This is a genomic window from Nonomuraea sp. NPDC005692, from assembly GCF_040631115.1.
GTDB lineage: Bacteria > Actinomycetota > Actinomycetes > Streptosporangiales > Streptosporangiaceae > Nonomuraea.
Window position 1 is genome coordinate 1 of sequence record NZ_JBEXYU010000014.1, and the last position, 26,743, is coordinate 26,743.

General features: G+C 73.0%; 27 protein-coding genes. 7 read left to right on the top strand and 20 right to left on the bottom strand.

The window, feature by feature from the left end; genetic code table 11:
* Positions 1-33: 33 nt before the first annotated feature.
* Positions 34-465: an ATP-binding protein gene (locus tag ABZ459_RS26780; protein ID WP_357975469.1), complete on the bottom strand. Its 432-nt coding sequence runs from the start codon at positions 463-465 to the stop codon at positions 34-36.
* A gap of 92 nt (positions 466-557) precedes the next feature.
* Positions 558-1,106: a helix-turn-helix domain-containing protein gene (locus tag ABZ459_RS26785; RefSeq protein ID WP_357975472.1), complete on the bottom strand. Its 549-nt coding sequence runs from the start codon at positions 1,104-1,106 to the stop codon at positions 558-560.
* A gap of 98 nt (positions 1,107-1,204) precedes the next feature.
* Here ABZ459_RS26785 and ABZ459_RS26790 point away from each other — a divergent pair, with 98 nt between their 5' ends.
* The gene (locus tag ABZ459_RS26790) at positions 1,205-2,773 is read left to right on the top strand and encodes an MDR family MFS transporter (RefSeq protein ID WP_357975475.1); all 1,569 of its coding nucleotides are present in this window, start codon (positions 1,205-1,207) and stop codon (positions 2,771-2,773) included.
* On the opposite strand, the gene ABZ459_RS26795 is transcribed toward ABZ459_RS26790, so the two are convergent.
* On the bottom strand, positions 2,754-3,074 hold the full coding sequence (locus ABZ459_RS26795; protein WP_357975478.1) for an STAS domain-containing protein: 321 nt from the start codon (positions 3,072-3,074) through the stop codon (positions 2,754-2,756). The two genes, ABZ459_RS26790 and ABZ459_RS26795, sit on opposite strands and share 20 nt — an antisense overlap.
* Positions 3,075-3,143: 69 nt before the next feature.
* Here ABZ459_RS26795 and ABZ459_RS26800 point away from each other — a divergent pair, with 69 nt between their 5' ends.
* Entirely contained in the window at positions 3,144-4,073 is a 930-nt protein-coding gene (locus ABZ459_RS26800) for a GNAT family N-acetyltransferase (protein ID WP_357975481.1), read from the top strand.
* A gap of 34 nt (positions 4,074-4,107) precedes the next feature.
* On the opposite strand, the gene ABZ459_RS26805 is transcribed toward ABZ459_RS26800, so the two are convergent.
* Genes ABZ459_RS26805 through ABZ459_RS26825 form a run of 5 tightly spaced genes read right to left on the bottom strand, consistent with a single transcriptional unit; the run spans position 4,108 to position 9,434 of the window.
* Complete coding sequence (locus ABZ459_RS26805; protein WP_357975484.1) at positions 4,108-5,391, bottom strand: AAA family ATPase; 1,284 nt, start codon at positions 5,389-5,391, stop codon at positions 4,108-4,110.
* The gene (locus tag ABZ459_RS26810; protein ID WP_357975486.1) at positions 5,382-6,809 is read right to left on the bottom strand and encodes a hypothetical protein; all 1,428 of its coding nucleotides are present in this window, start codon (positions 6,807-6,809) and stop codon (positions 5,382-5,384) included. Before ABZ459_RS26810 ends, ABZ459_RS26805 begins: the two co-directional genes overlap by 10 nt.
* Positions 6,806-7,936: a hypothetical protein gene (locus tag ABZ459_RS26815; RefSeq protein ID WP_357975489.1), complete on the bottom strand. Its 1,131-nt coding sequence runs from the start codon at positions 7,934-7,936 to the stop codon at positions 6,806-6,808. Before ABZ459_RS26815 ends, ABZ459_RS26810 begins: the two co-directional genes overlap by 4 nt.
* Positions 7,933-8,703 carry a hypothetical protein gene (locus ABZ459_RS26820; RefSeq protein WP_357975492.1) on the bottom strand — a complete coding sequence of 257 codons (771 nt, stop codon included), beginning with the start codon at positions 8,701-8,703 and terminating at the stop codon, positions 7,933-7,935. The genes ABZ459_RS26815 and ABZ459_RS26820 overlap by 4 nt, the downstream gene beginning before the upstream one ends.
* 50 nt (positions 8,704-8,753) lie before the next feature.
* Positions 8,754-9,434, bottom strand: a complete 681-nt coding sequence (locus ABZ459_RS26825; protein WP_357975495.1) for a class I SAM-dependent methyltransferase — start codon at positions 9,432-9,434, stop codon at positions 8,754-8,756.
* 55 nt (positions 9,435-9,489) lie between these two features.
* Here ABZ459_RS26825 and ABZ459_RS26830 point away from each other — a divergent pair, with 55 nt between their 5' ends.
* Positions 9,490-9,909 (top strand): hypothetical protein, encoded by a 420-nt coding sequence (locus ABZ459_RS26830; RefSeq protein ID WP_357975498.1) that lies wholly within the window; start codon positions 9,490-9,492, stop codon positions 9,907-9,909.
* A complete protein-coding gene (locus tag ABZ459_RS26835) occupies positions 9,906-10,481 on the top strand; it encodes a TetR/AcrR family transcriptional regulator (protein ID WP_357975501.1) in 576 nt (191 codons plus the stop codon). Before ABZ459_RS26830 ends, ABZ459_RS26835 begins: the two co-directional genes overlap by 4 nt.
* A gap of 22 nt (positions 10,482-10,503) precedes the next feature.
* Here the strand turns inward: ABZ459_RS26835 and ABZ459_RS26840 are convergent, their stop codons facing one another.
* From ABZ459_RS26840 to ABZ459_RS26860, 5 genes are all read right to left on the bottom strand, one after another.
* Positions 10,504-11,595 carry a phosphotransferase family protein gene (locus ABZ459_RS26840; RefSeq protein WP_357975504.1) on the bottom strand — a complete coding sequence of 364 codons (1,092 nt, stop codon included), beginning with the start codon at positions 11,593-11,595 and terminating at the stop codon, positions 10,504-10,506.
* Positions 11,592-12,782 (bottom strand): acyl-CoA dehydrogenase family protein, encoded by a 1,191-nt coding sequence (locus ABZ459_RS26845; RefSeq protein ID WP_357975507.1) that lies wholly within the window; start codon positions 12,780-12,782, stop codon positions 11,592-11,594. The genes ABZ459_RS26840 and ABZ459_RS26845 overlap by 4 nt, the downstream gene beginning before the upstream one ends.
* A gap of 9 nt (positions 12,783-12,791) precedes the next feature.
* The gene (locus ABZ459_RS26850) at positions 12,792-13,583 is read right to left on the bottom strand and encodes a hypothetical protein (RefSeq protein ID WP_357975510.1); all 792 of its coding nucleotides are present in this window, start codon (positions 13,581-13,583) and stop codon (positions 12,792-12,794) included.
* Between the two features lie 2 nt (positions 13,584-13,585).
* On the bottom strand, positions 13,586-14,398 hold the full coding sequence (locus ABZ459_RS26855; protein WP_357975513.1) for a hypothetical protein: 813 nt from the start codon (positions 14,396-14,398) through the stop codon (positions 13,586-13,588).
* A gap of 167 nt (positions 14,399-14,565) precedes the next feature.
* Positions 14,566-14,751 (bottom strand): hypothetical protein, encoded by a 186-nt coding sequence (locus ABZ459_RS26860; RefSeq protein WP_357975516.1) that lies wholly within the window; start codon positions 14,749-14,751, stop codon positions 14,566-14,568.
* 342 nt (positions 14,752-15,093) lie between these two features.
* On the opposite strand from ABZ459_RS26860, the gene ABZ459_RS26865 reads away from it, so the two are divergent.
* Positions 15,094-15,438 carry a DUF6285 domain-containing protein gene (locus tag ABZ459_RS26865; protein ID WP_357975519.1) on the top strand — a complete coding sequence of 115 codons (345 nt, stop codon included), beginning with the start codon at positions 15,094-15,096 and terminating at the stop codon, positions 15,436-15,438.
* A 3-nt stretch (positions 15,439-15,441) separates the two neighbouring features.
* Here ABZ459_RS26865 and mctP read toward each other — a convergent pair whose 3' ends face one another.
* The 4 genes from mctP to ABZ459_RS26885 form a co-directional block, all read right to left on the bottom strand.
* Positions 15,442-17,037 carry a monocarboxylate uptake permease MctP gene (mctP, locus tag ABZ459_RS26870; RefSeq protein WP_357975522.1) on the bottom strand — a complete coding sequence of 532 codons (1,596 nt, stop codon included), beginning with the start codon at positions 17,035-17,037 and terminating at the stop codon, positions 15,442-15,444.
* Positions 17,034-17,246 carry a DUF3311 domain-containing protein gene (locus ABZ459_RS26875; RefSeq protein WP_352329975.1) on the bottom strand — a complete coding sequence of 71 codons (213 nt, stop codon included), beginning with the start codon at positions 17,244-17,246 and terminating at the stop codon, positions 17,034-17,036. Before ABZ459_RS26875 ends, mctP begins: the two co-directional genes overlap by 4 nt.
* Before the next feature lie 229 nt (positions 17,247-17,475).
* Positions 17,476-18,105: a carboxymuconolactone decarboxylase family protein gene (locus ABZ459_RS26880; RefSeq protein WP_357975525.1), complete on the bottom strand. Its 630-nt coding sequence runs from the start codon at positions 18,103-18,105 to the stop codon at positions 17,476-17,478.
* Positions 18,105-18,653, bottom strand: coding sequence for a VOC family protein (locus tag ABZ459_RS26885; protein ID WP_357975528.1), 549 nt, complete (start codon positions 18,651-18,653; stop codon positions 18,105-18,107). Before ABZ459_RS26885 ends, ABZ459_RS26880 begins: the two co-directional genes overlap by 1 nt.
* A 78-nt stretch (positions 18,654-18,731) precedes the next feature.
* Between ABZ459_RS26885 and ABZ459_RS26890 the strand changes: the two genes are divergently transcribed.
* Positions 18,732-19,622 carry an SDR family oxidoreductase gene (locus ABZ459_RS26890; RefSeq protein WP_357975531.1) on the top strand — a complete coding sequence of 297 codons (891 nt, stop codon included), beginning with the start codon at positions 18,732-18,734 and terminating at the stop codon, positions 19,620-19,622.
* Between the two features lie 25 nt (positions 19,623-19,647).
* On the opposite strand, the gene ABZ459_RS26895 is transcribed toward ABZ459_RS26890, so the two are convergent.
* Both ABZ459_RS26895 and ABZ459_RS26900 read right to left on the bottom strand, forming a co-directional pair.
* Complete coding sequence (locus ABZ459_RS26895) at positions 19,648-20,592, bottom strand: WYL domain-containing protein (protein ID WP_357975534.1); 945 nt, start codon at positions 20,590-20,592, stop codon at positions 19,648-19,650.
* Positions 20,574-22,175 (bottom strand): CocE/NonD family hydrolase, encoded by a 1,602-nt coding sequence (locus ABZ459_RS26900; RefSeq protein ID WP_357975537.1) that lies wholly within the window; start codon positions 22,173-22,175, stop codon positions 20,574-20,576. Before ABZ459_RS26900 ends, ABZ459_RS26895 begins: the two co-directional genes overlap by 19 nt.
* Before the next feature lie 89 nt (positions 22,176-22,264).
* Between ABZ459_RS26900 and ABZ459_RS26905 the strand changes: the two genes are divergently transcribed.
* Positions 22,265-23,050 (top strand): SGNH/GDSL hydrolase family protein, encoded by a 786-nt coding sequence (locus ABZ459_RS26905; RefSeq protein WP_357975540.1) that lies wholly within the window; start codon positions 22,265-22,267, stop codon positions 23,048-23,050.
* 78 nt (positions 23,051-23,128) lie between these two features.
* Here ABZ459_RS26905 and ABZ459_RS26910 read toward each other — a convergent pair whose 3' ends face one another.
* Positions 23,129-26,626: a S8 family serine peptidase gene (locus tag ABZ459_RS26910; protein ID WP_357975543.1), complete on the bottom strand. Its 3,498-nt coding sequence runs from the start codon at positions 26,624-26,626 to the stop codon at positions 23,129-23,131.
* Between the last annotated feature and the right edge of the window lie 117 nt (positions 26,627-26,743).

Sequence of the window (26,743 nt, forward strand, 5' to 3'; positions counted from 1 at the left end):
GCTGACGCGGCGGCCCGGCCCCCGGTGTGCGGGTCACCTGGCGATGAGATGCTGTCCAGCCGCCCCGGGGGCGAAGCGCAGCTTCTTCTCCAGGCAGACCATCGCCCCGTTCTCACGCACGTTGGTGAACCGGATGTCGTCGGCGAGCGCGCGCATGATCTGCAGACCCCGTCCGTGCTCGGCCCCCGGGCCGGGTTCGATCACCTTGTCCGGGTCGAAACCGCCCCCCGTGTCGATGACCTTGATGACGCACAGGTCGTCGCGCACGCAGGCGCTGACGGTGTAGTCGTCGCTGGGCGTGGCGTGCTTGATCACGTTCGCGCACGCCTCGGTCAGCATCAACTCGATGTCGTCGCGAATCTGGGCCTCGACGCCGAGCGACCGCAGCGTGCCGTCCAGCATCTGCCTGATCAGCGGGACGCTCGCCGCATCCCTGGGCAGTCGGAGCGCTATCGTCGCCTCCACTGCGTCTCCTCCCGTCTGGATGCGTGCGAGCCTTCTGCCCCGGATCCGGCGCGCCAATCGTCCGTTCCGCCGTCAGAGGGCCACAGGGGCCGCTACTGCTCCACGAGCCGCAGCGCCACCTCCATGCACGCCTTGTCGATCTCCTCCTCGGTCAGCCCCTCGCCGGCCATCGACAGCCACTTGCCCGCGTGCAGCGCGAACAGCGCCAGCGAGCGGCTGATGCGCTCGGTGGGCGTGGCGCCGGCGTCGCTCATCTCGGCGGTGAGCTCCATCATCGTGTCGCGCATCTTGGCCAGCTGGGGATGGTTGCGCATCGCCGTCTGGTTGCTCTCCAGGAAGCGGGCGACGGCCAGATAGCGGGGCTGGCGCAGCCGTTCGGCGTAGCGCGCGAGCAGCTCGCGGCGGGTCTCGGGGGTCTTCGGCGCGTTCCTGGCCCACTCCAGCAGCTCCTGCAGCTCGGCCACCCGGAGGTCGACCAGGCTGCCGATGATGTCGTCCTTGGTCTTGAAGTGGTAGTACAGCGCGGCCTTGGTCACGCCCAGCTCTTCCGCGATCTCGCGGAGCGAGGTCGCCTCGTAACCCTGTTCCGTGAAGAGTTTCAGCGCGATCTCCTGGATCCGCGCCCGCGTGTCTTCCCGCACTTTGCACCTGTTTCGACTTGACGGTCGGCAAGTAAGTATCTAGCTTATTCTAAGCTTGCCGGTCGGCAAGTAAGCAAGATCAAATCTGGGGGTGTGCAGTGGCGGAGGCAGTCGGACGGCGCCGCGAGGTCATGGTCGTCCTGCCGGGCCTGATGCTGGCCATGGTGCTGGCCATGCTGGACAACATGATCGTGGGCACGGCCATGCCACGCATCGTGGGCGAGTTAGGGGGCCTGACGCATCTGTCGTGGGTGGTGACCGCCTACGTCCTGGGCACGACCGTCTCGACCCCGATCTGGGGCAAGATCGGCGACCTGTACGGCCGCAAGACCATCTTCATCACCTCGATCGTCATCTTCATGATCGGCTCAGTTCTGTGCGGCATGGCCGGCTCCTCCATGCTCGGCGGCCCCGCCGACGGCATGACCGAGCTGATCGCCTTCCGCGCGATCCAGGGCCTCGGCGCCGGCGGCCTCATGGTCAACGTCATGGCCATCATCGGCGACCTGGTGCCGCCCCGCGAGCGCGGCCAGTACCAGGGCATCATGGCCGGCGTCATGTCGCTGGCGATGATCGCCGGCCCGCTGGTCGGCGGCTTCATCACCGACCACCTCGACTGGCGCTGGGCCTTCTACGTGAACCTGCCGGTCGGCGCGGTCGCGCTGGTCCTGCTCGCGCTCAACCTCCACCTGCCGCGGACGCACAACAAGGTGCGCATCGACTGGGCGGGCGCGGTCCTGCTGTCGGTCAGCATCACCGCGATGGTGCTCATCACCACCTGGGGCGGCAACGAGTACACCTGGGGCTCCTGGCAGATCCTCACCCTGATCGCGGTCGCCGTGGTCTTCCTGGCCGGATTCATCGTGGTCGAGCGCCGCGTGGCCGAGCCCATCATGCCGCTGCAGCTGTTCCGCAACCGCAACTTCACCCTGATCTCGGGCATCGGCTTCCTGCTCGGCTTCGCCATGTTCGGCGCGATCAATTTCCTGCCGCTGTTCCAGCAGACCGTCCAGGGCGCCACGGCCACGAACTCCGGTCTGCTGCTGCTGCCCATGATGGCCTCGGCCATGGTCGTGTCGCTGTTCGTCGGCAAGGCCATCACCAGCACCGGCAAGTACAAGATCTACCCGATCATCGGCGGCGTCGGCATGGCCGCCGGCATGTGGCTGCTGTCCACGATGGGGGTCGACACGGCCTCCTGGCAGACCGGCCTCTACATCGCCGTGCTCGGCCTCGGCATGGGCTTCCTCATGCAGACCACCATGCTCATCGCGCAGAACAGCGTCGAGCAGAAGGACCTCGGCGTCTCCAGCAGCGCCACCACGTTCTTCCGGTCGATCGGCGGCTCGTTCGGCGTCTCGCTGTTCGGCGCGATCTTCAACAACCACTACCTGTCGGAGCTGACCGGCCGCTTCGGCGCCCAGGCGGCCGAGCGCATGACCTCCGGCGGCGCCCGGATGGACCCCAAACAGCTCGAACGGGTCCCGCAGATGCGCACCGGGATCCTGGAGTCGCTGGCGATCTCGATCTCCGACGTGTTCTGGTGGGCCATCGCCTTCGCCGTCGTGGTGCCGCTGCTGGCGGCCTTCATCAAGGAGATCCCGCTGCGCGGCGGCGCGCCCGCGGAGGCGGCTCCGCAGGAGGCGGTCAGCCCGGCGGCAGGCTGAACAGCCGGTCGATCGCCGTCAGCTGGAACAGGCTGCGCAGATAGGGCGTCAGCGCCACCACCCGCACCACGGCGCCGGCGTCCGCGGCCCTCAGCTGGAGGCGGACGAGCCCGGCCAGGCCGGAGGAGTCGACGAAGGTCAGCCGGGACAGGTCGACGTCGATCGCGGTGCAGCCGGCGGGGACGGGGAATTCGCCCAGCCGGCTGACGGACTCGTAGTCGAGGTCGCCGCTGAGGGCGAGCGCGACGGTCGTCGCGTCGGGGGTGGCGACCTCGATGTGCAGCGGCTTCCTGTCGACCACCCGCCCAGCCTAGCCACCCCGGGAAAAATGGGAGGCGCCGGGGTGGGCGTAGTGTGCACAATCCTGTCCATGCACATCTTGCGCCGCCCCCGGGTCGACGACGCCGCGGCCATCCACGAGCTGGTCGCGGCCTACGACACCGAGGTCATCGGGTCGCCCGACATGACGCTCGACGACATCGCCGACGAGCTGGCCGAGCCGGGCTTCGACCTCGACAGGGACGGCTGGCTGGCCCACGACGAGACCGGCCGCCTGGCCGGTTGGGCCTGGGCCTGCCGGGTGGGCGACAGCGACCTGGTCAACATCGAGGTCATCACCCGCTCCGGCCTGGACGACCTGCGGCAGGAGCTGTGGCACACGGTCACCGCCCGCGCCCGCGAGCTCGGCGCCGAACGCGGCCACGACGGCGTCACCCTCGACATCGGCATCTACCGCGCCGACCAGGACAAGCAGTCCTACGCCAAGGAGCAGGGCTTCGAGCCCGGCACCAGCTTCCACCGCATGCGCGCCGACCACGCGTCCCCCGTCGAGGCGCCCACGCCGCCGCCCGGCCTCACCCTGCACACGGGCGAGGACGAAGAGACCCGCCGCGCCGCGCACGAGGTGCACCAGATCGGCTTCGCCGAGCACTTCGGCTTCGTCCCGGTCGACTACGACCACTGGTACGAGCGCCGCCAGGCCCAGAGCGTCACCGACTGGAGCCAGCTCACCCTGGCCAGGATCGACGGGGAGCCCGCCGGCGTGCTGATCGGCAGCAACCAGTTCGTCCCCGACGAAGACTGCGGCTACGTCGCCACGCTCGCCGTGCACCCGGGTTTCCGCGGCCGGGGTCTGGGCCGCTTCCTGCTCCGGCACGCCTTCGCCGCCGACGCCGCCAGAGGCCGCAAGGGCACGATCCTGCACGTGGACAGCAACAACACCACCCCCGCCCTGGGCCTGTACGAGTCGGCGGGCATGCGCCGCGTGCTGGCCATCGACGTCTGGCGGCGCCGCCTCTGACGCCGTCCCGCCCTACCCGGTGGCGGGCCCGCCGCTAGACCCGGTGGCGGGCCAGGTGCTCCAGCACCGACTGGTTGGCCTCCCAGCCGTCGGGGAACTTCACCGGCACCCCGAGCTGCACCGGCTCGGCCGACGGGTGGGCGTCCAGCAGCTCGGCGATGCCCGCCCGCGCCACCATCACGCAGGCGTGCCGGTGGCGCGAGGCCAGCACGCACAGCCGCCCCGACTCCAGATGGAAGGCGGTGGCGTCGCGGCGGCCCGACAGCGGGTGCAGCACGATCGTCACGTCGTACTCGCGGCCCTGGAGGCGGTTGGCGGTGTCCACGGTGATCTCCGGCGGCAGCCCGGCGTTCCTGATCGCGGCCACCTGGTCGCGGTGGGCCGCGCCGACCGCGATCCGGTCGGCGGTCACCGGCCGCTCGCCCTGCTCCGAGGCGGCCACGGCCCCGCGCTGCAGCAGCCGCGCCGCCAGCAGCGCCACCGCCTGCACGGCCTCGCCGTCGGTACGCACGGTGTGCCGCTCGGGCAGCTCCAGCAGCGCCCACCCCGACCGGGCGGCCTCCTCCAGCGCGCGGTCGTGCACGGTGCCCATGCCGCCGGCGGTCAGCTCCAGCCGCCGGTCGCCCGCCGAGGTGCCCGACCGGAACCCGGTGAACGGGTAGAACGCCTTCGACACCACCGGCGCGGCCGAGGCCGGCAGCCGCCAGGACACCGGCAACCGGTGGACCGGCAACTCCGGGTTGTGCCGCAGCAGCACCGCCACCGCGCTCTGCAGCGGGTCCCACGACAACCCCGACCAGCGGTCGCCGTCGACGATCGAGAACGGGTCGAGCTGTCCGGGGTCGCCGACGAACAGCGCCCGCTCGAACAGCCCCGCGATGCGCAACAGCTTGTCCGAGCGCATCTGGTACGCCTCGTCCACGATCGCCCACGGCCACACCCGGCCGGAGATCCACGCCCACTTGTCGGCCGTGGCGATGACGATGTCGGGGTCGCCGAGGTCCTGGATCCTGGTGCCGACGGTGACGCCGGGCAGCTCCAGCATGCGCGGGTGGGGCACGTACCCGCCGGCCGACAGCCGACCGACCTTCAGGTGCGGATGCTTGTCGGAGATGCGGGCCACCAGGTCGTCGACCTGCTCGTTCGTCTGGGCGACGATCATCAGCGGCTCGCCGGTGGCGGCGATGTGCGCGGCGGCGCGCACGACCAGCGTGGACTTCCCGGCGCCGGGCGGGGAGTCGACCACGACGCCGCGGTTCCTGGGCAGGTCGGCCAGGACGTTCGCGATCACCTGCTCCGGGCTCTCGCTCACGACCATTCCTCCTGGGCGTCCTCGTCGGCGGGGATGTACTCCTGCGGCGGCCCGCCGTGCGTCCACGGCGTGGCCTCGGCCTCGGGCAGCGCCGGCGAGCCCTGGAAGTCGTCGGTCAGCGAGGTGTAGCAGACCCGCTCGCCGATCTCCGGCACGGCGCCGGGGGCGGGAGTCTTCCCCCGGCCCATGCCCTTGGTGATCTTCAGGGTGATCAGCCCGCCGTGCGCCTCCACCAGCTCGGCGCCCTGGCCGCGGCGCTGCGGGGTGCCGAGCGAGGCGCCGGGCGGCAGGCGTACCGGGTCGTCGGTCTTGAGCACCACCAGCGGGCGCAGCTTGCGCGAACGGCCCTCGCCCTCGACGTTGTCGGGGACGGTCTCGACCACCTCGCCGGCGAACGCCTCGCCGGTCAGCCGGTACTCGGCCATCACCAGCGGGTCGTCGTAGGCGCGCTGCACGTCGTAGGCGGCCTGGGCACGTTCCATGCGGGCCAGCTTGGCCGCGGCGGCCACCGCGCCGTCGCGCCTGGCCTGCGGCGGCGCGCCCTCGGCGATGTGGGCGGCCATGGCGCTGAACGAGCCGCGGTCCTGCTCCCAGCGCTGCGCCACGCTCGCGCCCGGCTCCAGCCCGGCCAGCAGGTCGAGCGCCTGCCACATCAGCCGCCAGGTGGGTTCGAGCTGGGTGCGCAGCGCCTCGGCGACCCGTTCGGGCGACTCGCTCTCGATGGCCGGCGCGAGCACCTCGGCGTCGAAGCCGGGATCGGTCGCGGGCCCGGCGGGCGGCCAGATCAGCGGGTCCTCGGCGTCGTCGGAAGGCCCCTGGGTGATCCAGGACAGCAGCGCGGCCAGGTTGGCGTCCTCCAGCGCGCTCTGCCCGCTGGCCCAGTGGCGGCCCAGCTCCTCGGTCGCGGCCAGCGTCAGCGACGAGCCCGGGTAGGCGGCCCGCTCCGCGAAGTACGTCAGCCACCGCCCCAGCAGCGGCACCTCCGGCGGCACCGGGTAGGGCCCGTCGGGCCTGCGGAAGCGCGTGGAGCGGCCGAGCAGCCTGGCGAAGCCGACGCCCGCCTGGTTCGGCAGGACGAGCTGCGGCGCGTCGAGCGCCCGCTCGTAGGGGTCCGCGTTCTTGCGCTCCACCGTCTCGGTGTCGGCGGTGAACCCCTCGACGTACGGCAGCAGCACCCCGGCCAGCTCGGCGGCCCAGGCGAAGCGCAGGTCGCGGTTGCGCGGCTGGGTGACGACGAGCAGGCGCGGCCGGTCGCGGTCGGTGCCGAGCATGGCGGCCAGCGGCGCGGCGGCCTCGCCCGACAGCTTGAGCGGGATGAACACCATCGGCCGCGCGCCCACGTGGCAGTGGCGGACCGTGGCGACGGGCTGGGCGATGCCCTCCCGCAGGGCGCGCAGCCGGGCGAGCGAGGTGAGCAGGCTCAACTGAGGCACTCCCTGCGCAGGCGTTCGGCGTTGCGGAGCAGGCCGGCGATCTCCTCCTGGCCGTCGGCCGGGTCGCGCAGGCCGTCGGCCAGGCCCAGCGCCTCGGCCACCGAGGCGACCCCGCCCAGCTCGTCGCGCACCTGGCGGCCGAGCAGGTCGGAGGCGCCCTCCTGGCGGGCCTCGTCGCGGCAGAAGAAGCACAGGTCGCACGCGGACAGGCAGTCGGGCGCGTAGCGGGCGGTGGTCCTGCGCAGCGCGTCGGCCAGCTCGGCGACCGGGCGGGTGGGCCGGCCGTCCTCGCCGGGCCGCAGGTCGAAGCTGAGGTCGTCGGGCAGCGCCGCGAGCAGCCGGTCGAGGCCGGTCATCCGGGTGAGCTGGCGGCGCAGCACGGCGAGCTGCCTGCGCACGTCGACCAGGGTCGCCACCGGCCGGTTGGCGAAGTTCTCGGGACACACCAGCACCACGTCGTGGGAGACGGTGAGCGGGTCGTGCCCCAGCTCCGCCAGCATCGTGCGCAGCGCCAGCACGTAGACCGCGGCCTGGCGGGCGGCGGCGGCCACCGCGGCCGGCTCGGCCTGCCCGTCGACCACCGCGAACGACTTGATCTCCACCACGTGGAAGCGCCCGCCGAGCTGGAAGGCGACCACGTCGGGTTCGAGGAACGCGGTGTGGCCGGCGATCTCCAGGCTGAGCAGCGGGTGGTCGAACAGCGTGCCGGCGTCCTGGTCGCCGCGCGCCGCCCGGTCGAACAGGGCGCGGGTGTGGGTGTGGCGCAGGTGGGCGCCGACGTTCTCCACGTCGTGGTAGGCCACCTCGGCGACCGGCAGGTCCAGCACCTCGCGCAGCATGCGCAGCAACTCGGCGCAGCCGTCGGCCTTGACCAGCGCCTCGAACGCGTTCCCGCGGGTGATCGCGAACGGCGACTGGCCGAACGGCGCGGGGAAGCCCAGGTGGCGGGCGGCGGCGTCCTTGTCGACGCCGGCGCCGTCCATGAGGGCCCGGCGGGTGCAGCCGGGATTGGCGGCCAGGGCCGCGATCGCTCTGGCGTCGTGCGGCTTGGGCGGCGTCGTGCCGCGCAGCGCGTCGAGCCGGTGGGCCGGGCCGTCCTCGCGTCTCAAGCCGCTCACGTCGCTGTCTCCTCCTTGATCGTGCCCAGCGTAGCGGCGCCGAAGAGCCTGGCCACGTCACCGAGCTGGGATGTGGCGCGTCGTGCCAGCTCGGCGCGGTCGCGCGTGTCGCGTTCTGCGTGCACCGCCAGCTCGGCCCTGGCCGCCTCGGCGATCCGCCGGCGGTCGGGCGGGCCGAGGTCGGCGACCGTGGCGCCGGGCACGTTCCTGGCCATCCGCGCCAGTAAGCGCAGGGCCCCTTCGTCCGCGCAGTCGTGCGAGGCCACCGCGATGGCGCAGGTCAGGAAGTCGACGCGGGGGCTTAGCGGGCCGACCACCCGCCGCTCCAGCGGCCAGGTGCTGAGCGTCAGCAGGCCGCGGGCGGGGGAGAGGCGGTCGGTCAGCGCCGCGCACAGGTAGTACGGCCTGCCGTGCGGCGTGGACCGGAACGAGCGCTCCTCGTCGCGGCGCAGGCTGGTGAGCTGGGCGCTGCGGATGGTGCCGGCGAAGAACGCGCCGCTGACCGCCACCACCAGGCGCGGCTGCGCGGCGGCCCCGAGCAGCGCGAGCGCCTGGTGCACCTGCTCGCGGACGGTGACCAGCCGGGGCCCCTGGGCCCTGGCGGGCGGCTGCTCGCCGCTCACCAGGGCGTCCCAGGCGCGCTCGGCGGCGCGCAGCTCTGCGCGCAGGACGCGGGCCGTCGCGCCGTCCCTGACGCGCATGGCTTTGCGCACGTCGGCCCGGAGCCCGTCGATCCGCCGCTCCAGCTCGTCCAGCGGGTCACTCATGGCGCGAGGGTATCAACAGTTCCAGTATTTCCCAGTATTTACACCGAAATCTACTTTGTAAAGGGCCGGGCCAGGAACCACATGCGGTCCTCGGTGAGGAACCGCTCCAGCCGCAGCCCTTCGACGGCCAGGGCGGCGGCCAGGTCGTCGTCCGTCATGCGGCGCGAGGTGAACGACTGCGTCCAGACCCGGTCGCCGTGCTCGTAGCGCATGGTCGCCGCGAACACGCCGGGGGAGATCTCCTCGACCTCCGCCAGGGTGATCGTGACGTCGCCGTCCGTCCGGCCCGAGCCGGGCCGCCAGGTGTCGTGCCGCTCGGCCGTCATCCACTGGACGAGCACCGCCCCGCCCGGCTTGACGTGCCGCGCGCACGCCGCCAGGAAGGCCCGCCTGACCTCCTCGTCGACCACGTTGACGAGCTGGGAGGCCAGCGTGACGGTGTCGAAGCGCCGGTCGAGCCGCAGGTCCTGGAGCCGCGCGTGCACGGTCTCGGCTCCGCGCACGTGGGCCAGCATCTCGGTGGACTCGTCCACGGCCACGACCTGTAACCCGGCCTCGACGAGCGCGTGGGTGACCCTGCCGACGCCCGCGCCGAGCTCCAGGACGGACCCGCCCGGCGGGGTCTCCTGGATGACGACGTCGGCGTCGCGGCCGGGCTGGAGGAGGGTGTAGAAGTCCACAGGGGATCCGTCGGGGGTGATGGCGCCTGGGCCTGTGCCGGTGTTCTTCATGACCAAAAACCTAACCGCCGCGTGAGCCGTCCGTGAGCGGGGGACGATGGCCTCTGTGACCGGTGAGGTACGAGTTCTGATCGGCGTCGGCGTGGGTCTGGCCGCCGTTCCCCCCGTCTACTACCTGACCGAGGCGGGCGCCAGAGCGTTGCGGGCCGGACAGGCGGCCTTCGCCCCGGCCCCCGCCGGGCTGGGCTTACTGGCGGCGGCGGCCCTGATCGTCGCGGTGCTGGCCGCCTGGCCCGCCGCAGCGCTGGCCTGCGGGCTGCCGCTGGCCGTGGCGGGCGTGCTGTTCGCCCTCGACCTGCGGGCCGCGATCGGCCTGGCGGGCGCGCTGCCCGGCCTGTGGGAGCCGCCGTGGGCCGAGCCGCCCGGCACCCTCGCCGGGGCGACCGGCCTGTACGCCTACACCGGCGCGTTACTGGTCTTCTCGGCGCTGTTGCCGCGTCGTCTGCGATCTATCCTGAGCAGATGAGCAGACGGGACCCCGACCGGCGCAGGGCGCTGCTCGACGCCGCCGACCGGGCCATCCTGGCCGAGGGCCCCGAGGTGTCGATGGCGGCCATCGCCGCCGAGGCCGGCATCACCAAACCCGTCCTCTACCGCCACTTCGGCGACAAGAGCGGCCTGTACCAGGCGCTGGCCGACCGCCACGTGCGCACGGTGATCGCCCAGCTCCGCCCGCAGTTCGCCGGGCCCGGCACCGACCTGCGGGCCCGTGCCCGCGCCGCCATCGGCGTCTATCTCGACCTGATCTCGGCCAACCTCGACCTCTACCGCTTCCTGTTCCACCGGGCCAGCGCCGAGGACACCCGCATCCGCTCCCACATGACCTCGCTCGTGCGCGGCCTGGGCGAGGAGCTGGGCCGGGTGCTGGCCGACGAGCGGGTGGTGGCCGACCCGGTGCGGGCGCAGGTGCTCGGCCACGCGTTCGTCGGCATGGTGCAGACGACGGGCGACTGGTGGCTGGAGCATCCGGAGGTCGACCGCTCGCAGGTGGTGGAGGGGCTGGTCGACGTGATCGCGGCGGCCGTCGCCGGGGGTTGAGGGCCGGCGACGGGCGGCCTGGTCAGGTCAGCAGGCCGAGCAGGTCCCACTCGTTCTGGCAGGCGCGGCGGCCGAGGGCGGCCAGCTCCACCGAGGAGGCGCCGCCGCGCAGGTGCCGCATGGTCTGCATGACGCAGATGATCCCCCACTTCAGCACCCCGAACGTCTCCCACCAGCGCAGCGCGTCCAGGTCGACGGGACGGCCGCCGGCCTCCTCGTAGGCGGCGGTCAGCTCGGCGTAGCCGCCGAACCCGCCCACGGGCAGCGGCGAGCCGAACCGCCACGCCTTGACGCACAGCCAGCCCAGGTCCTCCAGCGGGTCGCCGGCGTGGGCCAGCTCCCAGTCGAGCACGGCCCTGACGCCCTCCGGGCCGACGATCAGGTTGCCGTTGCGGAAGTCGCCGTGCACGACGCTCGCCGCGACGGCGGGCGGCCGGCCGGCTTCCAGCCTGCGCAGGGCCAGCTCGAACACCGGATGCGGCTCGCCGGTGAGATCGAGCACGTCACGCCAGCGCCGCAGCGGGTCGGCGGCCACGGGCGCGGCCACGGGCGCGGCCACGGGCGCGGTCTCGATCGCGGTCTCGGGCCCGGTCCCGGCCGCGTGCCCGGTCGTGGGCTCGGTCGTGGGCTCGGTCGCGGGGGCGGTCGCGGGCAGGCACGACAGCGGCATGCGGTGGATGGCCGCCAGCGCCCGCCCGCACTGGGCGGCCAGCCTCGGCCTGGCCTCCCGGTACGCCTCGTCCCGCAGGATCCGGCGCGGGATCGTCTCGCCGGGAATCCGGCTCATCAGCACGTACGGCCCGGCGGGCGGCCCGGCGGGCGGTTCGGCCGGTGGGCGGGCGGGCGGCCCCGCAGCCGCCACCACGTGCGGCACGGGCACTCCGGCGCCGGCCGCCGCCCGCATCAGCCGCGCCTCTTGGGCCAGTCCCGTCCCCGCCTCCAGGGCGGCCCCCGGCCCGTCGAGCCGGAGCACCAGCTCGTGCCGGTCGCCGCCGGGGACGACCACGTCCAGGGCCCAGCTCTCCCTGGAGGCCCCGCCGGGCAGCCTGACCGCGTACGGGACGGTCGCGTCCGGGCCGTACACCTCACCGACGATCGCCTCGACGCGGTTCATCGCGGGCCGAACTCCCAGGCGCCGCCGGCCGCGTACGCGCCCAAGAGGCGGCGGCCGACCGCGTCGATGTGCACCTCGTCGGGGCCGTCGTAGACGCGCGCGGCGCGGGCGTGCCGGTACATGCGCTCCAGCGGCGTGTCAGGGGTCAGGCCCGCCGCGCCGTACACCTGGACGGCCCGGTCGATGACGTTGTGCAGCATGCGCGCCCCCACCACCTTGATCGCGCCGATCTCGACGCGGGCCTGGGAGCCGGCGTCCACGGCCTCGGCGGCCTGCAGCGTGAGCAGGCGGGCGGCCTGGATCTCGGTGTAGGAGTCGAACACGTGCCGGCGCATGAGCTGCTTGGCCGCCAGCGGCTCGCCGAAGGCGGTGCGCGCGTGCAGCCGCCGGCACATCAGGTCGAAGGCCCGCTGCGCCTGCCCGAGCCAGCGCATGCAGTGGAATATCCGGCCGGGCCCGAGACGCCGCTGGGCGATGACGAAGCCGTGCCCGCGCTCGCCCAGCAGGTTCGCGGTCGGCACCCGTACGTCGTCGTAGCGCACCTCGCAGTGCGCGCCGTCGAGGCCGAGCACCGGGGTCTCGCGCACGATCGTGTAGCCGGGCGTGTCCGTCGGCACGAGGATCATGGAGAAGGCCCGGTGGGGCGGCGCGTCCGGCTCGGTCCGGCACATCACGGTCGTGTACGCCGCCACCGACGCGCCCGTCGTGAACCACTTGTGCCCGTTGATCACCCATTCGTCGCCGTCGAGCACGGCGGAGGTGGTGAGCTGGGTGGGGTCGCTGCTGGAGACCGCCGGTTCGGTCATCGCGAAGCTGGGCGAGATGTCGCCGCGCACCAGCGGCTCCAGGTAGCGCTCGCGCTGCTCGGGGGAGGCGTGCTCGTGCAGCATGAGCGAGTCCTGCAGCGTGAACGTGCCGAGGGCGAGCTGCCCGTACTCGCTGCGGCCCTGGATCTCGTTGACGTAGACGTAGTCGAGGAACGGCAGCCCGCCGCCGCCCAGCTCGCGCGGGTGGCCGAGGGCCCACAGGCCCTCCTTCCTGGCCTCGTCCCGCAGCCCGGCCATGGTGGCGGCGGCCCGCGGCCCGCCCTCGTGCAGCACCTCCTCGGCCGGTTCGACGCGCTCGGTCATGAACGCGCGCACGGCGTCGCGGATCGGCCGGACGTGCTCGGGTACGGCGAAGCTCATGGGGTGATCTCAACCGAAATCCGTTGCGCGGTCAACGGTCGGCGCGCCCGCGCAGCAGCAACGCCCGAAGTCGAACCGCTCGGCGCAGGCCCGCTCCCACAGACGGGCGGTGTCGCCGCCGGCGCGCGGGAAGACCAGCCGCGCGATCACCAGCGCGACCACCGCCCGCGCCCCGGCCAGGTAGAGCGCCGAGGCCGCGCTCTGGACGTGCGCGCCGGAGACGAACAGGTCGTCCACCAGCAGCACCCGCGCGCCGTCGACGCGGCCCAGCACCTGGAAGGCCCGCTCGTCCGACCGCCGCCGCGCGAGGTTCTCGGCCGCCTGCGCCGACCCGGCCATCAGCACGGGACGGTGGAGCCCCCGCAGGTCGCCGACCATGTCGACGATCCGCGGCATCGGGTGGAAGACCTCGATGGGCCGGTCGAGCCGGGTGCTGGGCAGCGTCGTGACCATCGTGAAGGGGCCGCCGGCCAGCCGGGTCAGGCAGGCGGAGTGGGCGCGGTGGAATCGGGCCACGGTGGCGGCCAGGAGGGGCACCCGCCGCACGCTGCCCGGCGGGTCCCTGCGGCGGGTCACGATCGCGTGCAGCTGGGCGCCGTCGCCGTCGCGCACGCACAGCGAGACGGGCACGACGTGCTCGGTGTGGCGGTACAGGCCCTGGGTGGTGACCCCGCAGGTGGCGCAGAGCCCGGACGGCCCGCCGGCGCCGGTGTGGCAGATCCGGCAGACGCCGGGGCCGGCGGCCGGGACGTTGCGGAAGATCTGCAGGTACGCCTCGGTCACCGCGCGGGCGTCGCCCACGGTCAGAAGACGGTCGTCAGCCGGGTCACATCTACAAGATTGACCGCCTGGCGCGCCAGCTCGTCAATGCCCGCTACGACAGTGACTCCTCCCCGGTAGGCCAGCCGGGGCGTCCAGGGCAGGCCGGGCGCGGCGAAGACGTGCTTGCCCTGGGACAGCGCCATCGCCGCCCGCTCGCCGTCGCCGGCGCCGGTGGCGTAGAGCGCGGCGGCCAGACCGCTGGTCACGAGCCCGGTCACCGCCCGCGTCCGGGCCGTGGCGGCCGTGCCCGGCCAGAACGGCGACACCCCCACGACGGCCCCCGGCCCTCCGGCGAGCGGCCGCCCGCCGTCCGGGCCGACCACGATCGCGCGGCCGCCGGCCGCCACCGCCGCACCGGCGGTGCGCGGCCCGTCGCACACGACGGTCAGACCGGCCGCGGCCAGGGCACGGGCCGCGGCGCAGGCGCCGGGGGCGTCGCCGGTGACCGCCACCGACCGGTGGTCGCCGGCCCCCAGCCGCCCGCGCAGCCACAGGAACGGCTGGAGGTTGTAGGCGTAGGCCAGGTTGCCCGGATAGTCGTCGTCGAGCACGGTCACCAGCGCGGCGGGGCAGGAGGCGATGAGCGCCTCGGCCCGGCCGAGGTCGCCCGGCCGCAGCCGCGCGACGACCCGCGCCGCGTGCGCCCTGTCGTGCTCGCCGAGCCCGCCGAGGTCGCCGCGGGCCAGCCGCAGCGCGCTGCCCCGGGCCTCGACGACCCGCGCGGTGTGGTGCCACGGCCCGGCGGTGGCCCTGGTCAGGGCGAGCACCGCGGCCTGCTCCTCGGTCACCGACATATCACCCACCGTCCGGTTGGAACGACCGTACGCGTGCCCACCGACAGAACCGGCTCCCCATCGTGCCGCCCGCGGCCGTCCGTACCGCGCAGACCCGCCGCGGCATGGGAAAGGGCCCGGCGGCCGCAGGACGTCCGCGGCCGCCGGGCCCTTTGGAGGGGACGGGGTCAGGCCGCGTTCTCCTCGGCCTTGCGGGGCAGGACCTCCAGCTCGAACGCCCCCGACCTGACCGCCTCCAGGAAGCGCTGCCAGTCGCGGCGCGGGATCTCCAGGACCACGTCCGGGGAGGATTCGTGGATGAGCTCCACGTGGTCGTTGATGCGGCAGGCCTTGACGCGTACGTCGTCGTTCATGCTGCGCTCCCTCGGGTTGACTGCGGCTGAGCGGCCCGGTGAGCCGGGGGCCGGGAGCTGCGCCGGGCGACTTTCCCAGCCGTCCGGGCCGTCCGCGTGACCCCGGAGGGCCGGGCCGCTCGGGAAGCGTGCCATCGTCGCGCGGGGGCCCGCCAGCGCCGGTATGGGCGGTCCGGTAGAGACACGCCGATCGCGGGCGGAGGTCTGTCGTCCCGGGGGTGGAGAAAGGTCATCCACGGGCCGGGGGCCTTGACGGGAAGGGCGGCGATCCTTATGTCTGGGCTCAGGACAGGCCGTGCGCGGGCGTACGGCTCCGGAGCCGAGGTGACGGGAGTGCCGCCGATGGCGCAGCCCCATGACGTGCCCACCGCCGCGCAGCTCGTCGCGGCCGTCCGCGGGTTCCTGCGGGACGACGTGCTGCCCGCGGTCGAGGGGCGGGTGCGCTTCCACACGCGGGTGGCGATCAACGTGCTCGCCATGGTGGAGCGGGAGATCGAGCTGGGCCAGGACCAGGCCGCCGAGCACGCCGCGCGGCTGGCGGAGCTGGGCGTGGCCGACGACGCCGAGCTGGCCGCCGCCGTCCGCGCGGGCCGCTTCGACGGCGACGACGCGCTCACCGCCGCCCTGGTCCAGGCCGTCCGGGCCAAGCTGGAGGTGGCCGATCCCGGCTACCTCCAGCGGCCGTGAACGTCAGTGGGACCCGGCCAGGTCCAGGTCCTTGACGTCCGGGTCACCCTCGTCGGCGAAGTAGTCGCCGCGCCGGGTGGCGTCCGCGCCGTCGGCCACCTTGGCCGCCCGGAAGATCAGCGTGGCGACCGCGGCCACGACCAGGTTGACGATCAGCGCGAGGAAGCCCGCGTAGACGGTCATCTTGGTGTCCAGGCCCAGGTTCGACAGGCTGAAGGCCGAGCCGCCGAAGTGCTCCTTGCCCTTGGCCGGGTTGGGGATGAGGTAGAGCATCCACATGCCCGCCGCCAGGCCCGCGGCCCAGCCGGCCATCAGGCCGCCCTTGTGGAACCAGCGCGTGTACAGGCCGAGCGCCACCGACGGCAGCGTCTGCAGGATGATCACGCCGCCGATGAGCTGCAGGTCGATCGAGAACTGCGGGTCGAGCAGCAGGATGCACAGCACCGCGCCCACCTTGACCACCAGCGAGACGACCTTGGAGACGTTGGCCTCCTGGGCGTCGGTGGCCTGCTTGTTGATGTACTCGCGGTAGATGTTGCGGGTGAACAGGTTCGCCGCCGCGATCGACATGATCGCCGCCGGCACCAGCGCGCCGATGCCGATGGCCGCGAACGCCACGCCGGCGAACCAGTCGGGGAAGAGCTGGTCGAACAGGTTCGGCACGATCGTGTTCGGGTCGCCGTCGACCGGCTTGGTGCCGGCCGCGATGGCCATGAAGCCCAGCAGCGCGATCAGGCCGAGCACGAAGCTGTAGGCGGGCAGCGCCGACATGTTGCGCTTGATGACGTTGCGGTTCTTGGAGGCCAGCACGCCGGTGAGGCTGTGCGGGTAGAGGAACAGCGCCAGGGCCGAGCCGAAGGCCAGCGTGACGTACTGGAGCTGGTTGGCGCCGTTGAGCAGGATGCCGTCGCCCGGCGCGGGCGTCTTGTCGAACTTGGCCTGCGCCATGTCGAAGATGTTGCCCCAGCCGCCCAGCTTGGCCGGGATGTAGATGACCGCGGCCAGGATCACGATGTAGATCAGCGCGTCCTTGACGAAGGCGATCAGCGCGGGGGCGCGCAGGCCCGACTGGTAGGTGTAGGCCGCCAGGATCGCGAAGGCGATGATGATCGGCAGGTGGCCGGTGATGCCCATCGACTTCAGCACGGCCTCGATGCCGACGAGCTGGAGCGCGATGTACGGCATCGTGGCCACCAGGCCCGTGATGGCGATCAGCAGCGCCAGCGTCGGCGACCCGAAGCGGGCCCGGACGAAGTCGGCGGGCGTGACGAACCCGTGCACGTGCGAGACCGACCACATCCGCGCCAGCACCAGGAACACCAGCGGGTAGACCACCACGGTGTAGGGCAGCGCGTAGAAGCCGAGCGCGCCGGAGCTGAACACCAGCGCGGGCACGGCCACGAACGTGTAGGCGGTGTAGAGGTCGCCGCCGACCAGGAACCAGGTGACCCAGGAGCCGAAGCTGCGGCCGCCGAGGCCCCACTCGTTGAGGCTGGCCAGGTCGGTGGGCCGCCGCCAGCGGGCCGCCACGAAGCCCATGCCGCTGACCAGGATGAACAGCAGCCCGAAGACGACCAGCTCGGTCACGTGCCCGCTCATTTGGTCATCCTGTAGACGATCGTGGTGCAGCCGACGCCGACCACGATGAAGGCGAGCTGCAGCCAGTAGAACAGCGGGAAGCCGAGCAGGCGCGGCTCGTCGGAGTTGAACAGGAACGTCAGCAGCGGCAGCACGATCGGCACGACCAGCAGCCAGTTCCACGGGCTGCGGTCGGTACGCGGCGGCTGCCCGGATTCCCCGGTAGTCATCGGCCCTCCGATTGGGGGATCAGGAGCGGCGTGTTGACCGGCTCCTGACAATGTCGTCAATGGAGGGAGATTAGCTTTCCGGGGGTATTAAACCCAATGTCCGGAACATTACGGTTTGGCCTAAATGTCGAGATGAAATCTCAATATGTGAGACCAAAGCCACCCCTCGCCATCGGCACGTTAGGTCGCTCCCGCCCCGCACGGAACCGGGCGATCGGCGAATGGTCGGCTACTCGCGACGAACGGTCACTTCGTCGGCGATGTCGCGCGTCCCGTACCCCTCGGGAGCGGGCACCTCGGTGATCGGGTCGGGGCGGTCGTCGAACTCCAGCCGCAGCGCCCGCGCCATGGTGGCGTGCATCTCGTACAGGCAGACGATGTAGGTCAGCTCCAGGATCTGCTCGTCGGGCAGGTGGGCGCGCAGCACGGCGAACACCTCGTCGTGCACCCGGCCGCCGTCGAGCACCAGGCCGTCGGTGTAGGCCAGCACCGCCCGCTCCAGCTCGCCGAACCGGTCGCTGACCTGCCAGGAGGCCACCGCCCGCACCTTCTCCTCGGGCACGCCGAGCGCCCTGAGCTGCTTGCAGTGCTGGGAGTAGACGAACTGGCTCTGCCGCGCCCAGCCCGCCCTGGTCTGCCCCAGCTCGCGCAGCACCGGGTCCAGCTGCGACTCCCGGTAGATCTGGAAGCCCTTGACGCAGTGGCGGAAGATCTTGGGGTCGAGGGCGAAGACCGTCCACCAGTCGCCCGGCGAGCCGGTCGCCGTCCCCGTGCCGTCGGGGGACAGCAGCCGGTCGTGGAAGAACCGGACGACGGGGTCGGTCACCTCCTCGCGCGGCACCCGGCGCAGGCGCGGCATCAGACGGTCCTCTCGGCGGCCGTCCTGGGCTCGTGCCGGACGTCGCCCGGCTGCCCGACCGGCCGCGTCCAGGCGGCGAACTCCACCAGGATCCCGTCGGGGTCCTTGAAGTAGATGGACCGGACGAAGACGCCCTCGTGCATCGCGGCCGACACGCCGAACTCGCTGTCGTCGTGGTTGAGCAGCACGCCCACGTCGATGCCCTTGGCCACCAGCCGGTCGCGGTACTCCTCGATGCGCTCGGGCGGCACGTCGAAGGCGATGTGGTTCATCGAGCCGACCGCCGACAGCAGCTCGCCCCGGTCCGGCAGGTTCTTCGGCGCCGAGACCCCCGGCACGCCCTCGGGCGCGTCGGGGAACCAGAAGAAGGCCAGCGCGTTGCCGCCGCCGCAGTCGAAGAAGAAGTGCTGGCCCCAGCCCGGGGGCAGCTCGATCGTCTTGATCAGCGGCATGCCCAGCACGCCGGAGTAGAAGTCGACGGTCTGCTTCATGTCCGAGCAGACCAGGGCGATGTGGTTGACCCCGCGGAGCTCGAATTCGCTGTTCATAGTAATCAACTACTTATCACAGCGTTCTGCCGGAAAACATGACAGGAGGTGGCGGGTATCCGGTCCACGATCGTGCCCGTGATTGTTGTGGTGGCGGGCGCGACCCGCGGAACGGGACGAGGAATGGCGGTCGCCCTCGGGGCGGCCGGGGCGACGGTCTACTGCGCCGGACGGAGCACGCGCGAGCGCCGTTCGGAGATGAACCGTCCGGAGACGATCGAGGAGACCGCCGAGCTGGTGAGCGCGGCGGGCGGGACGGGCATCGCGGTCCCCGTCGACTTCCTGGACCCGGCGGCGGTGGCCGAACTGGCCGCCCGCGTCGAACGGGAACAGGGCCGGCTGGACGTGCTGGTCAACGACGTGTGGGGCGGCGACCACCTGTGGAAGTGGGAGACCCCCGTCTGGGAGCAGGACCTGGACGACGGGCTGCGCCTGCTCAGCCTGGCCGTCGACACCCACCTCATCAGCGCCCGCCACCTGCTGCCGCTGCTGATCCGGCACGAGGGCGGCCTGGTCGTGGAGGTCACCGACGGCACCTGGGAGTTCCACCGGACCCGCTACCGCGAGAACGTCTACTTCGACCTGGCCAAGCTGTCGGTCAACCGGCTGGCCTTCGCCTGGTCCCACGAGCTGCGCCCGTACGGCGGGACGGCGGTGGCCGTCACGCCCGGATTCCTGCGCTCGGAGGCGATGCTGGACGGCTTCGGCGTCACCGAGGAGAACTGGCGCGAGGCGAAGGCGGACAGCGCGTGGATGGTCTCCGAGACCCCCGCCTACGCCGGTCGCGGCGTGGCCGCCCTCGCCCAGGACCCCGACCGGCTCAGGTGGTCGGGGTCCTCGGTGACCAGCGGCGAGCTGGCCCAGGCGTACGGCGTCACCGACGTGGACGGCAGCCGGCCGCAGGTGTGGCGCTACATCGCCGAGGTCATGGAGAAGGGCGGCGACGGCGGCTGGGAGGACTACCGCTGACACCCGTCGCGGGGGACGGACGTCCTCAGCGCCGGTAGAGCCCGGCCATGCGGGCGGCGGCCTCGGCGACCTGGTCGCGCAGCTCCTGCGGCGCCAGCACCTCGGCCTCCGGGCCGAACCGCAGCACCTGGGTGAAGGCCACCCGCACCGACTCGACCGCCAGCCGCACGGTCCCGTCCGGCTGGAGCGAGGCCAGCGCGTCGTCCAGGGCGGCCGGGTCGGCGACGTAGCGCAGCATGCGCCGGCCGGCCGGGGTGAGCCGCAGCGTGATCACGTCCCTGAGCAGGGAACGGCTGAACTCGGCCGCCTGCCCGGCCCAGAACGCGGCCAGGTCGAAGTCCGCGTCCCGCTCGAAACGCGGCTCGCGCGCGCGGACGTCCCCCATGCGGTCCACCCGGAAGATCAGGAACCGTTCGCGCAGGCGGGCCACCAGGTACCAGGCGCCCGCCTTCAGCACCAGCCCGTACGGCTCCAGCTCCCGCGTGCGCTCCTTGTAGACCACCGTGACCGGCAGGTCGTTCCACACGGCCCTGGCCAGCGGGGCCAGGGCCGGGGGCGGCGGCGCGTCGGCGGCGTACCAGCCGGGCGCGTCCAGGTGGAAACGCTGCGCGGCCGTGGCGGGCGCGTCGCGCAGCGAGGGGGACAGCGCCGCGGCGGCCTTGAGCCGGGCCGTCGCGGCCACCTCCTGCAACCCCATCTCGCGCAGCGCCGCGGGCACCCCCGACAGGAACAGCGCCTCCGCCTCGGCCCGGTCCAGCCCGGTCAGCCGGGTGCGGTAGCCGTCCAGCAGCCGGTAGCCGCCGCCGCGCCCGCGGTCGGCGTAGACCGGCACGCCCGCCTCCGACAGCGCCAGCACGTCGCGGTGCACCGTGCGCTCGGAGACCTCCAGCTCCCTGGCCAGCTCGGCCGCCGTCATCCCGCCCCTGGCCTGCAACAGCAGGACCAGCGACATCAGCCGCGCGGCGCGCACAGCGGCAGCACCACGGCCGAGGGGCGGGCGGGGGAGTGGAACACCTCGACGTCGGCGGGCACCATCGGGCCGCCGGGCGCGCCCACCGGCTCGCCGGTGCCCGGGTTGCGGGCGATCGTCGGGTACGCGCCGGCCGCCACGTGCACCCGGATCCGGTGGTCGCGGCGGAACCGGTGGCCGATCGGCCACAACTCCACCCGTACCCGGCGCACGCCGTCGCCGTTCCCGTCGCCGGTGGTGTGCGGGCCCAGCCGGCGCACCCCCTCGCACAGGTTGAGCGAGCGCCCGTCGGGGTGCACGTCGCAGACCCGGACCACGACGTCCACGTGCGGCGTGCTGGAGCGGACGTAGACGTCGGCGTGCACCGGGCCGATCATCTCCACGTCGTCCTCTAGCGCCGCGGAGCTGTAGACCAGCACGTCGCGCCGGGCCTCCAGGCGCCGCTGATCACGCGGCCTGGAGTCGGCCAGCAGCACGGGGCCGCCGATCGCCGGCGTCGGGTGGGCGGGGTGGTAGCGGAACCGGTCGGACCCGTCCTCCGCCGGCTCCCGCGGGTCCAGCCCGCCGCCCGGCCGCAGGTGCCAGCGCTGCTCCCGCACGCCCGGCACCGGCCAGTCGGGGTAGTCGCGCCACTCGCCGGCCCCGGTGACGTAGAGCCGCACCGGGTCCGTCCGCAGGCCGGACGGGTCGTCCATGAGGTGGGCGCGGAACCAGGCCAGCGCCTCGGCCATCGAGGGCCGCCCGTGCCGGGAGTCGACGTGGTACCAGGGCCCGATCGTCAGGTACGGCCGCCGCCCGGCCGCCCGCATCGCCGCGTAGTCCTTGAGCTGCCAGGGCAGGAAGACGTCGTACCAGCCGCCGAGCATGGTGACCGCGGCCTCCACCTCGCCGACCTTGAGGGAGAAGTCGCGCTTGTGCCAGTACGGCACGGCCGGGTCGGTGTGGTGCGCCAGCAGGTCGCGGAAGAACCGCAGCGGCCGGCCCGCCGAGGCCACGTCCAGCTCGGCCACCGGCCGCCCCGACAACACGGCCCGGCGGGTCAGCCTGGGGGCGGTCAGCATCGCGGCCCCGCCGACGAAGCGGCGCGTCATGGTGTCGGTCAGCGTGGTCCAGCTCAGCGTCGACTCCAGCGCGAACGCGCCGCCCACGTACGCGGCGTCCCTGAACTGGGAGGCGGTGATCTGCGTGGCCATGGCCTTGAGCTCGGGCCCGGCCTCGGCGGCCACGGCCCACTGGGCGTAGCCGAGGTAGGAGGGGCCGAACATGGCGAACGAGCCGCCGTACCAGGGCTGTTCGCGCAGCCAGGCGATGGTGGCCAGGCCGTCGTCGTGCTCGTCGCCGAGCGGGTCGAGGCTGCCGCCGGAGCCGAAGCCGCCCCGGCAGCTCTGGATCAGCACGTGGAAGCCGTTCCTGGCGAAGCCACGGCCGTACATCCAGCCGAACAGGCCGCGCCGGCCGTACGGCGAACGGATCAGCACCGCCGGGGCCGGCCGCCCATGAGCGGGGGCGTAGTGGTCGGCCAGCAGCGTCACACCGTCGGGCATCGGGACGGGGATGTCCCGCCGGAGCCGCACGCGTCTCATGTCCTAACCAGTAACAGATGTGGCGGGACGGGTGGTAGCCGGGGGTTACGGTCGCGTAGGGAGAAAGGTCCTTGGCAAACTATCCGGTCATGGGACGAATCACTTCATATGTCGCCCTAGGGGACAGTTTCACCGAAGGACTTGAGGACCCGGCCGACCACGGGTTCCGCGGCTGGGCCGACCGGCTGGCCGAGCACATCGAGGCCGACCGCCTCCTGGCCGGGGAGCCCGGACTGCGGTACGCCAACCTGGCCGTCCACGGCCGGCTGATCGACCAGATCGTGTCGGAGCAGGTGCCGAAGGCGGTCGCGCTCGGCGCCGACCTGGTCTCGCTGTGCGCCGGGGGCAACGACATCCTGCGGCCGGGCAGCGGACCGGCGTCCGTGGCAGAGCGGCTGGAGGAGGGCGTCAGGACGCTCACCGAGGCGGGCAGCCGGGTGCTCATGTTCACCGGCTTCGACCTGCGGCACGTGCCGGTGATGCGGCTGGCCCACTCCAAGATCGAGGTCTACAACCTGCACATCCACGACATAGCCCGCCGCTACGACGCGCTGCTGGTGGACCTGTGGCCGATGCCGGTCCTGCGCGACCCGCGCGCCTGGAACGCCGACCGCCTGCACCTCAGCCCCGACGGCCACCGCCGGGTGGCGCTGCGGGCCGCCGAGGTGCTCGGCGTGCCGGTGGACGAGGACTGGCGCGAGGCGTACCCGGTCAGGCGGCCGCCGGTCTGGACGGCCGCCCGTCGCGAGGACCTGCGCTGGGCCAGGACCTACCTCGGCCCGTGGATCGGCAGGCGCATCAACCGGCGCTCCTCGGGCGACGGGGTCGCGCCCAAGCGCCCCGACCTCGCCCCGCTGCCGACCACCGGCCGCTGACCCCGGCTCCGACCTGGCCCCGACCCGGCCGCTTGGCCCGGGGGCCCGCCGCACCAGGGACGGCGGGACCCCGGGCGGTCAGGGCAGCGCCTTGTCCGGGCGCTCGGAGACGCGCACGCCGTTGACCAGCGTGGCCCCCTGCCGGGTGGCGAAGCGCACGTTGAGCTGACCGTCGGTCACCTTCACCGTGTACTGCCTGGCCACCGCCGTGTACGTGCCCGCCTCCAGCGCCAGGTCCAGCGCCGGGATCGCGAGCTGACCCTCGACGAGCACGTCGAAGACCCGCTTGCCCATCTGGGTGCTCTTGACTTCGGCGAAGTCCAGCTCCACCGTGTACGTCCCGGCGGGCACGCCGTCGAACCGGTACTCCAGCATGCCCTCTCTGGCCGTCCGGAACAGCGCCTGGTCGGCGGTGCCCGCGATGGTCCTGGACGTGCTCGCCGTCTTCGTCGAGGTCGCCACGTAGCCGTACCCGCCCTGCGTCCAGCGGCGGTCGGGCGCCCAGGCGTCGCCGTCGGCGTCGGTCAGCGCCTTCGACCCGCCGGCGTCGACGGCCACCTGGAACTTGGGCACCACCACGGTCACCTTGATCTCGATGGCCGGCTGCCGCCCGCTGGCCGACTTGACGACCAGCTTGCCGGTACGCATCCCGCCGGGCGTCACCCCGGCGCCGGAGAGCGTCACCCGCAGCGTCGCCTTCTGGCCCTTGGCCAGCTCGCCCGCCTGCGGCGTGACCGACGCCCAGTCGGCGTCACCAGTCACCGTGTAGGCGGTGGGGGAGCCCAGGTTCGTCAGCTCCAGCGTGCGCGTCCTGGTCGCCCCGGCGGGCAGCACCGCGGTCAGCTCGGCGGCCGAGGCGCTCACCCGGCCGGTGACCAGGGCGGTGTCGATCCTGGTCAGCGTGCCGGGCGTGACCGTGACCGGCTTGGTGAAGGTGCCGTAGTTCTCCTTGGCCACCACCACGTCGTGGTCGCCCGCCGGGACCTGCCCGAAGAACGACCCGTCCGCGCCGGTCGTGAACGACGCCGCGTCGCCCAGCTTCACCGAAGCCCCGGCCAGCGGCTCGCCGTCGTTGGCGTCGGTGACCACGCCGGTCACCAGGCCGTGCCGGCTCGCGGTGAACGTCACGCCGCGGCCGGTGGCCAGCGCGGCCTCCTCGTAGGAGTACAGCAGCGCGTCCGTGCCGGCCGCGTTCTCGATGCCGACCGTGGCGCTGGAGCCCTGGTCGCGCTCGCTCTCGACGTCCTTGTACCGGAAGGAGACCGAGCCGTCCTCGCCCAGCAGCGCCGCGAACGACACCCGCTCGCCGGTCTCGCTGTAGAAGGTGACGTTGCGCCACTCCACGACGTACTGGCGGTGCGGGGCCGTGCCCACCACGCCGGTGTAGACGCCGGACTCCGCGTCCACCTTCAGGTCGTCCCAGTACGGGTAGACCGCGTTGTTCGGCGTGCCCGTGCCCGGCAGGCGGCTGTTGCTGCCCGTGGTGACCCGGTCGGCGGCGAAGGTGACGAACCCGTTCGTGCTGATCCACGCCCTGGACTGCCCCGTGCCGTAGAACGGGACCGCGAACGGCAGCGTCACCTGCACGGCCTCGTCGTCGCCGGTCAGCGCCAGCTTCTCGGTCCCGGCTACGTACGGCTGCGCCGCCGCCCGGCAGGTGTAGCCGAAGCCGTCGCCGCGCAGCGGCAGCTCCACGTCCTTGACCGTGTCCCCGTCCACCGAGACCTGCGCGCTCGCGCCGCTGGAGCAGCGCGAGACCGGGGTGACCGTCAGCGTGTACGTCCCGCGCGGCAGCGTCATCGTGTACCTGCCGGAGGCGTCGGTGACGGCGCTCACCGGCGTGCCGCCGGCGGCCACGGTCGCGCCGGGCTCGGGCACGCCGGCCGTGCTGACCGTGCCCGACAACGTGCCGGACGGTTGCCGGGTGAGCGTCACGTCGCCGGTCGTGACCTGCTCGGCGGTCACCGTGGCCGTGGCGCTCCCGCGGTCGTAGCCGAACTTCTCCGCCGTCAGCGCGTACTCGCCGGGCAGCAGGCGCGGGATCGAGTACGTGCCGTCCTGGCCGGTGACGACCGCGCGGGCCAGCGGCCCGGTCACCTTGACCGCCACGCCCGGCACCGGCTCGCCCGCCGCCGTGACCGTGCCGCGCAGCTCGCCCAGCCCCTCGTCCGGCGCGGCCTGGACGGCGGCGTAGGCGTCCAGACGGCCCTCGCCCCAGACGTTGTTGTCGGCCGCGGTGCCGCCGCAGCTCGTGTCGGCCACGTCGATCGCCGTGCGGTCCAGCAGCGGCCGCGTCGCGGCCACGTCGCCCTGCAGCCGGGGCGCGGCCGACCAGATCAGCGCCACCGTGGCGGCCACGTGCGGCGAGGCCATCGAGGTGCCGGTGTAGGAGTCGTAGTCGTCGTCCGGGACGGAGGAGCGCACGTTCACCGCGGGGGCCGCGATGTTCGGCTTGATCTCGCCGTCCTGGCCCTCGCCCTTGCTCGACCTGCTGTACAGCACGTTGTTGACGTCGAAGCCGCCCGCGCTGTAGCTGATCGCGTACTGGCCGGGCGAGCCGCTGGTGCGGCAGGCCGGGCCCTCGTTGCCGTTGGCGAAGGCGGGGAAGATGCCGGCGGCCACCCACGCCTGGACGGTCTCGACGTACCAGGGGTCGAACCCGTTGCCGCCCCAGGAGTTGTTGACGATGTCCGGCGCGAGGTCGGGACGCGGGTTGCGGCCGTTCAGGTCGGTCGGTGCCAGCACCCACTGGCCGGCGGCCAGCAGCGAGGCGTCCGTGCAGGTGTTGACCTCGCAGCCCTTGGCGGCGATCCAGCGCACGCCGGGCGCCACGCCGATGCCGTTCGCGCCCGCCATCGTGCCCATGACGTGCGTGCCGTGGCCGTTGTTGTCGCACGGCGCCGCCGACGGGCAGATGCGCGCCGGGTCGAACCAGTTGTAGTCGTGGGTGTAGGAGCCGTCGGGGTTCCGGCCCCGGTAGCTCGCGGCCAGGTCCGGGTGGTCGTACTGGACGCCGGAGTCGATCGAGGCGACCACGATGCCCTCGCCCCGGTCGCCCAGCTCGCTCCACACCCGCGGGGCGCCGATCCGGTCGACGTTCCACTCGACCGCACCGGCCCTGGGCTCGGCCCGGCCGGTCACGGGCTTGGGCAGCGCCACGACGGTGACCGGGTCGATCCGGTCCACCTCGGGCAGCTCGCTGATCGCCGACGCCAGCTTGGCGTCCGCGGTCACCCGTACGGCGTCGACGATCCAGTACGAGGTGTAGTCGGCCTTCTGGGCGTCCAGCAGCTTGACCAGCCCGGCCTGCGAGGTCCTGGCCCGCTCGGTCTTGGCCTGGTAGACCAGCTGCGTCCTGGCCCGTTTGGTGGCGGCCCGGCGGGCGGCGCCGAGGTCGGCGGTGCCCTTCATCCGGACCCAGAAGGTGGCCTTGCCGTCCTTGTCCAGCTCGGCCTGGACGGTCTGGGAGATCTTGCCGGGATCGGGCGCCGCGTGCGCCGGGGCCTGGGGGACGGCCAGGGCGGCGGCGGTGACGATCCCGGTCAGGATCGCACGCCAGGTGAGGGTGTTGCGCACGTGCTCTCCTTCACGACGTTCACGACGGTGAGGAAGAGGTGATCTTTCCGCCTCTGTCGAGAAGGGTGAAGAGATCCTGTCGGGAAAGCAAGGGCGCTGATCCTAACAAGCTCGGAT

Excerpts from the sequence above, each read along its gene's own strand:
- ABZ459_RS26860 (WP_357975516.1), bottom strand. The coding sequence starts at position 14,751 with ATGAACGACGACGTACGCGTCAAGGCCTGCCGCATCAACGACCACGTG.
- ABZ459_RS26905 (WP_357975540.1), top strand. The coding sequence starts at position 22,265 with ATGGGACGAATCACTTCATATGTCGCCCTAGGGGACAGTTTCACCGAA.
- ABZ459_RS26800 (WP_357975481.1), top strand. The coding sequence starts at position 3,144 with ATGCACATCTTGCGCCGCCCCCGGGTCGACGACGCCGCGGCCATCCAC.
- ABZ459_RS26880 (WP_357975525.1), bottom strand. The coding sequence starts at position 18,105 with ATGCCGCGCCTGCGCCGGGTGCCGCGCGAGGAGGTGACCGACCCCGTC.
- ABZ459_RS26900 (WP_357975537.1), bottom strand. The coding sequence starts at position 22,175 with ATGAGACGCGTGCGGCTCCGGCGGGACATCCCCGTCCCGATGCCCGAC.
- mctP (WP_357975522.1), bottom strand. The coding sequence starts at position 17,037 with ATGAGCGGGCACGTGACCGAGCTGGTCGTCTTCGGGCTGCTGTTCATC.
- ABZ459_RS26825 (WP_357975495.1), bottom strand. The coding sequence starts at position 9,434 with ATGAAGAACACCGGCACAGGCCCAGGCGCCATCACCCCCGACGGATCC.
- ABZ459_RS26855 (WP_357975513.1), bottom strand. The coding sequence starts at position 14,398 with ATGTCGGTGACCGAGGAGCAGGCCGCGGTGCTCGCCCTGACCAGGGCC.
- ABZ459_RS26885 (WP_357975528.1), bottom strand. The coding sequence starts at position 18,653 with ATGAACAGCGAATTCGAGCTCCGCGGGGTCAACCACATCGCCCTGGTC.
- ABZ459_RS26845 (WP_357975507.1), bottom strand. The coding sequence starts at position 12,782 with ATGAGCTTCGCCGTACCCGAGCACGTCCGGCCGATCCGCGACGCCGTG.
- ABZ459_RS26835 (WP_357975501.1), top strand. The coding sequence starts at position 9,906 with ATGAGCAGACGGGACCCCGACCGGCGCAGGGCGCTGCTCGACGCCGCC.
- ABZ459_RS26805 (WP_357975484.1), bottom strand. The coding sequence starts at position 5,391 with ATGGTCGTGAGCGAGAGCCCGGAGCAGGTGATCGCGAACGTCCTGGCC.
- ABZ459_RS26875 (WP_352329975.1), bottom strand. The coding sequence starts at position 17,246 with ATGACTACCGGGGAATCCGGGCAGCCGCCGCGTACCGACCGCAGCCCG.
- ABZ459_RS26840 (WP_357975504.1), bottom strand. The coding sequence starts at position 11,595 with ATGAACCGCGTCGAGGCGATCGTCGGTGAGGTGTACGGCCCGGACGCG.
- ABZ459_RS26820 (WP_357975492.1), bottom strand. The coding sequence starts at position 8,703 with ATGAGTGACCCGCTGGACGAGCTGGAGCGGCGGATCGACGGGCTCCGG.
- ABZ459_RS26865 (WP_357975519.1), top strand. The coding sequence starts at position 15,094 with ATGGCGCAGCCCCATGACGTGCCCACCGCCGCGCAGCTCGTCGCGGCC.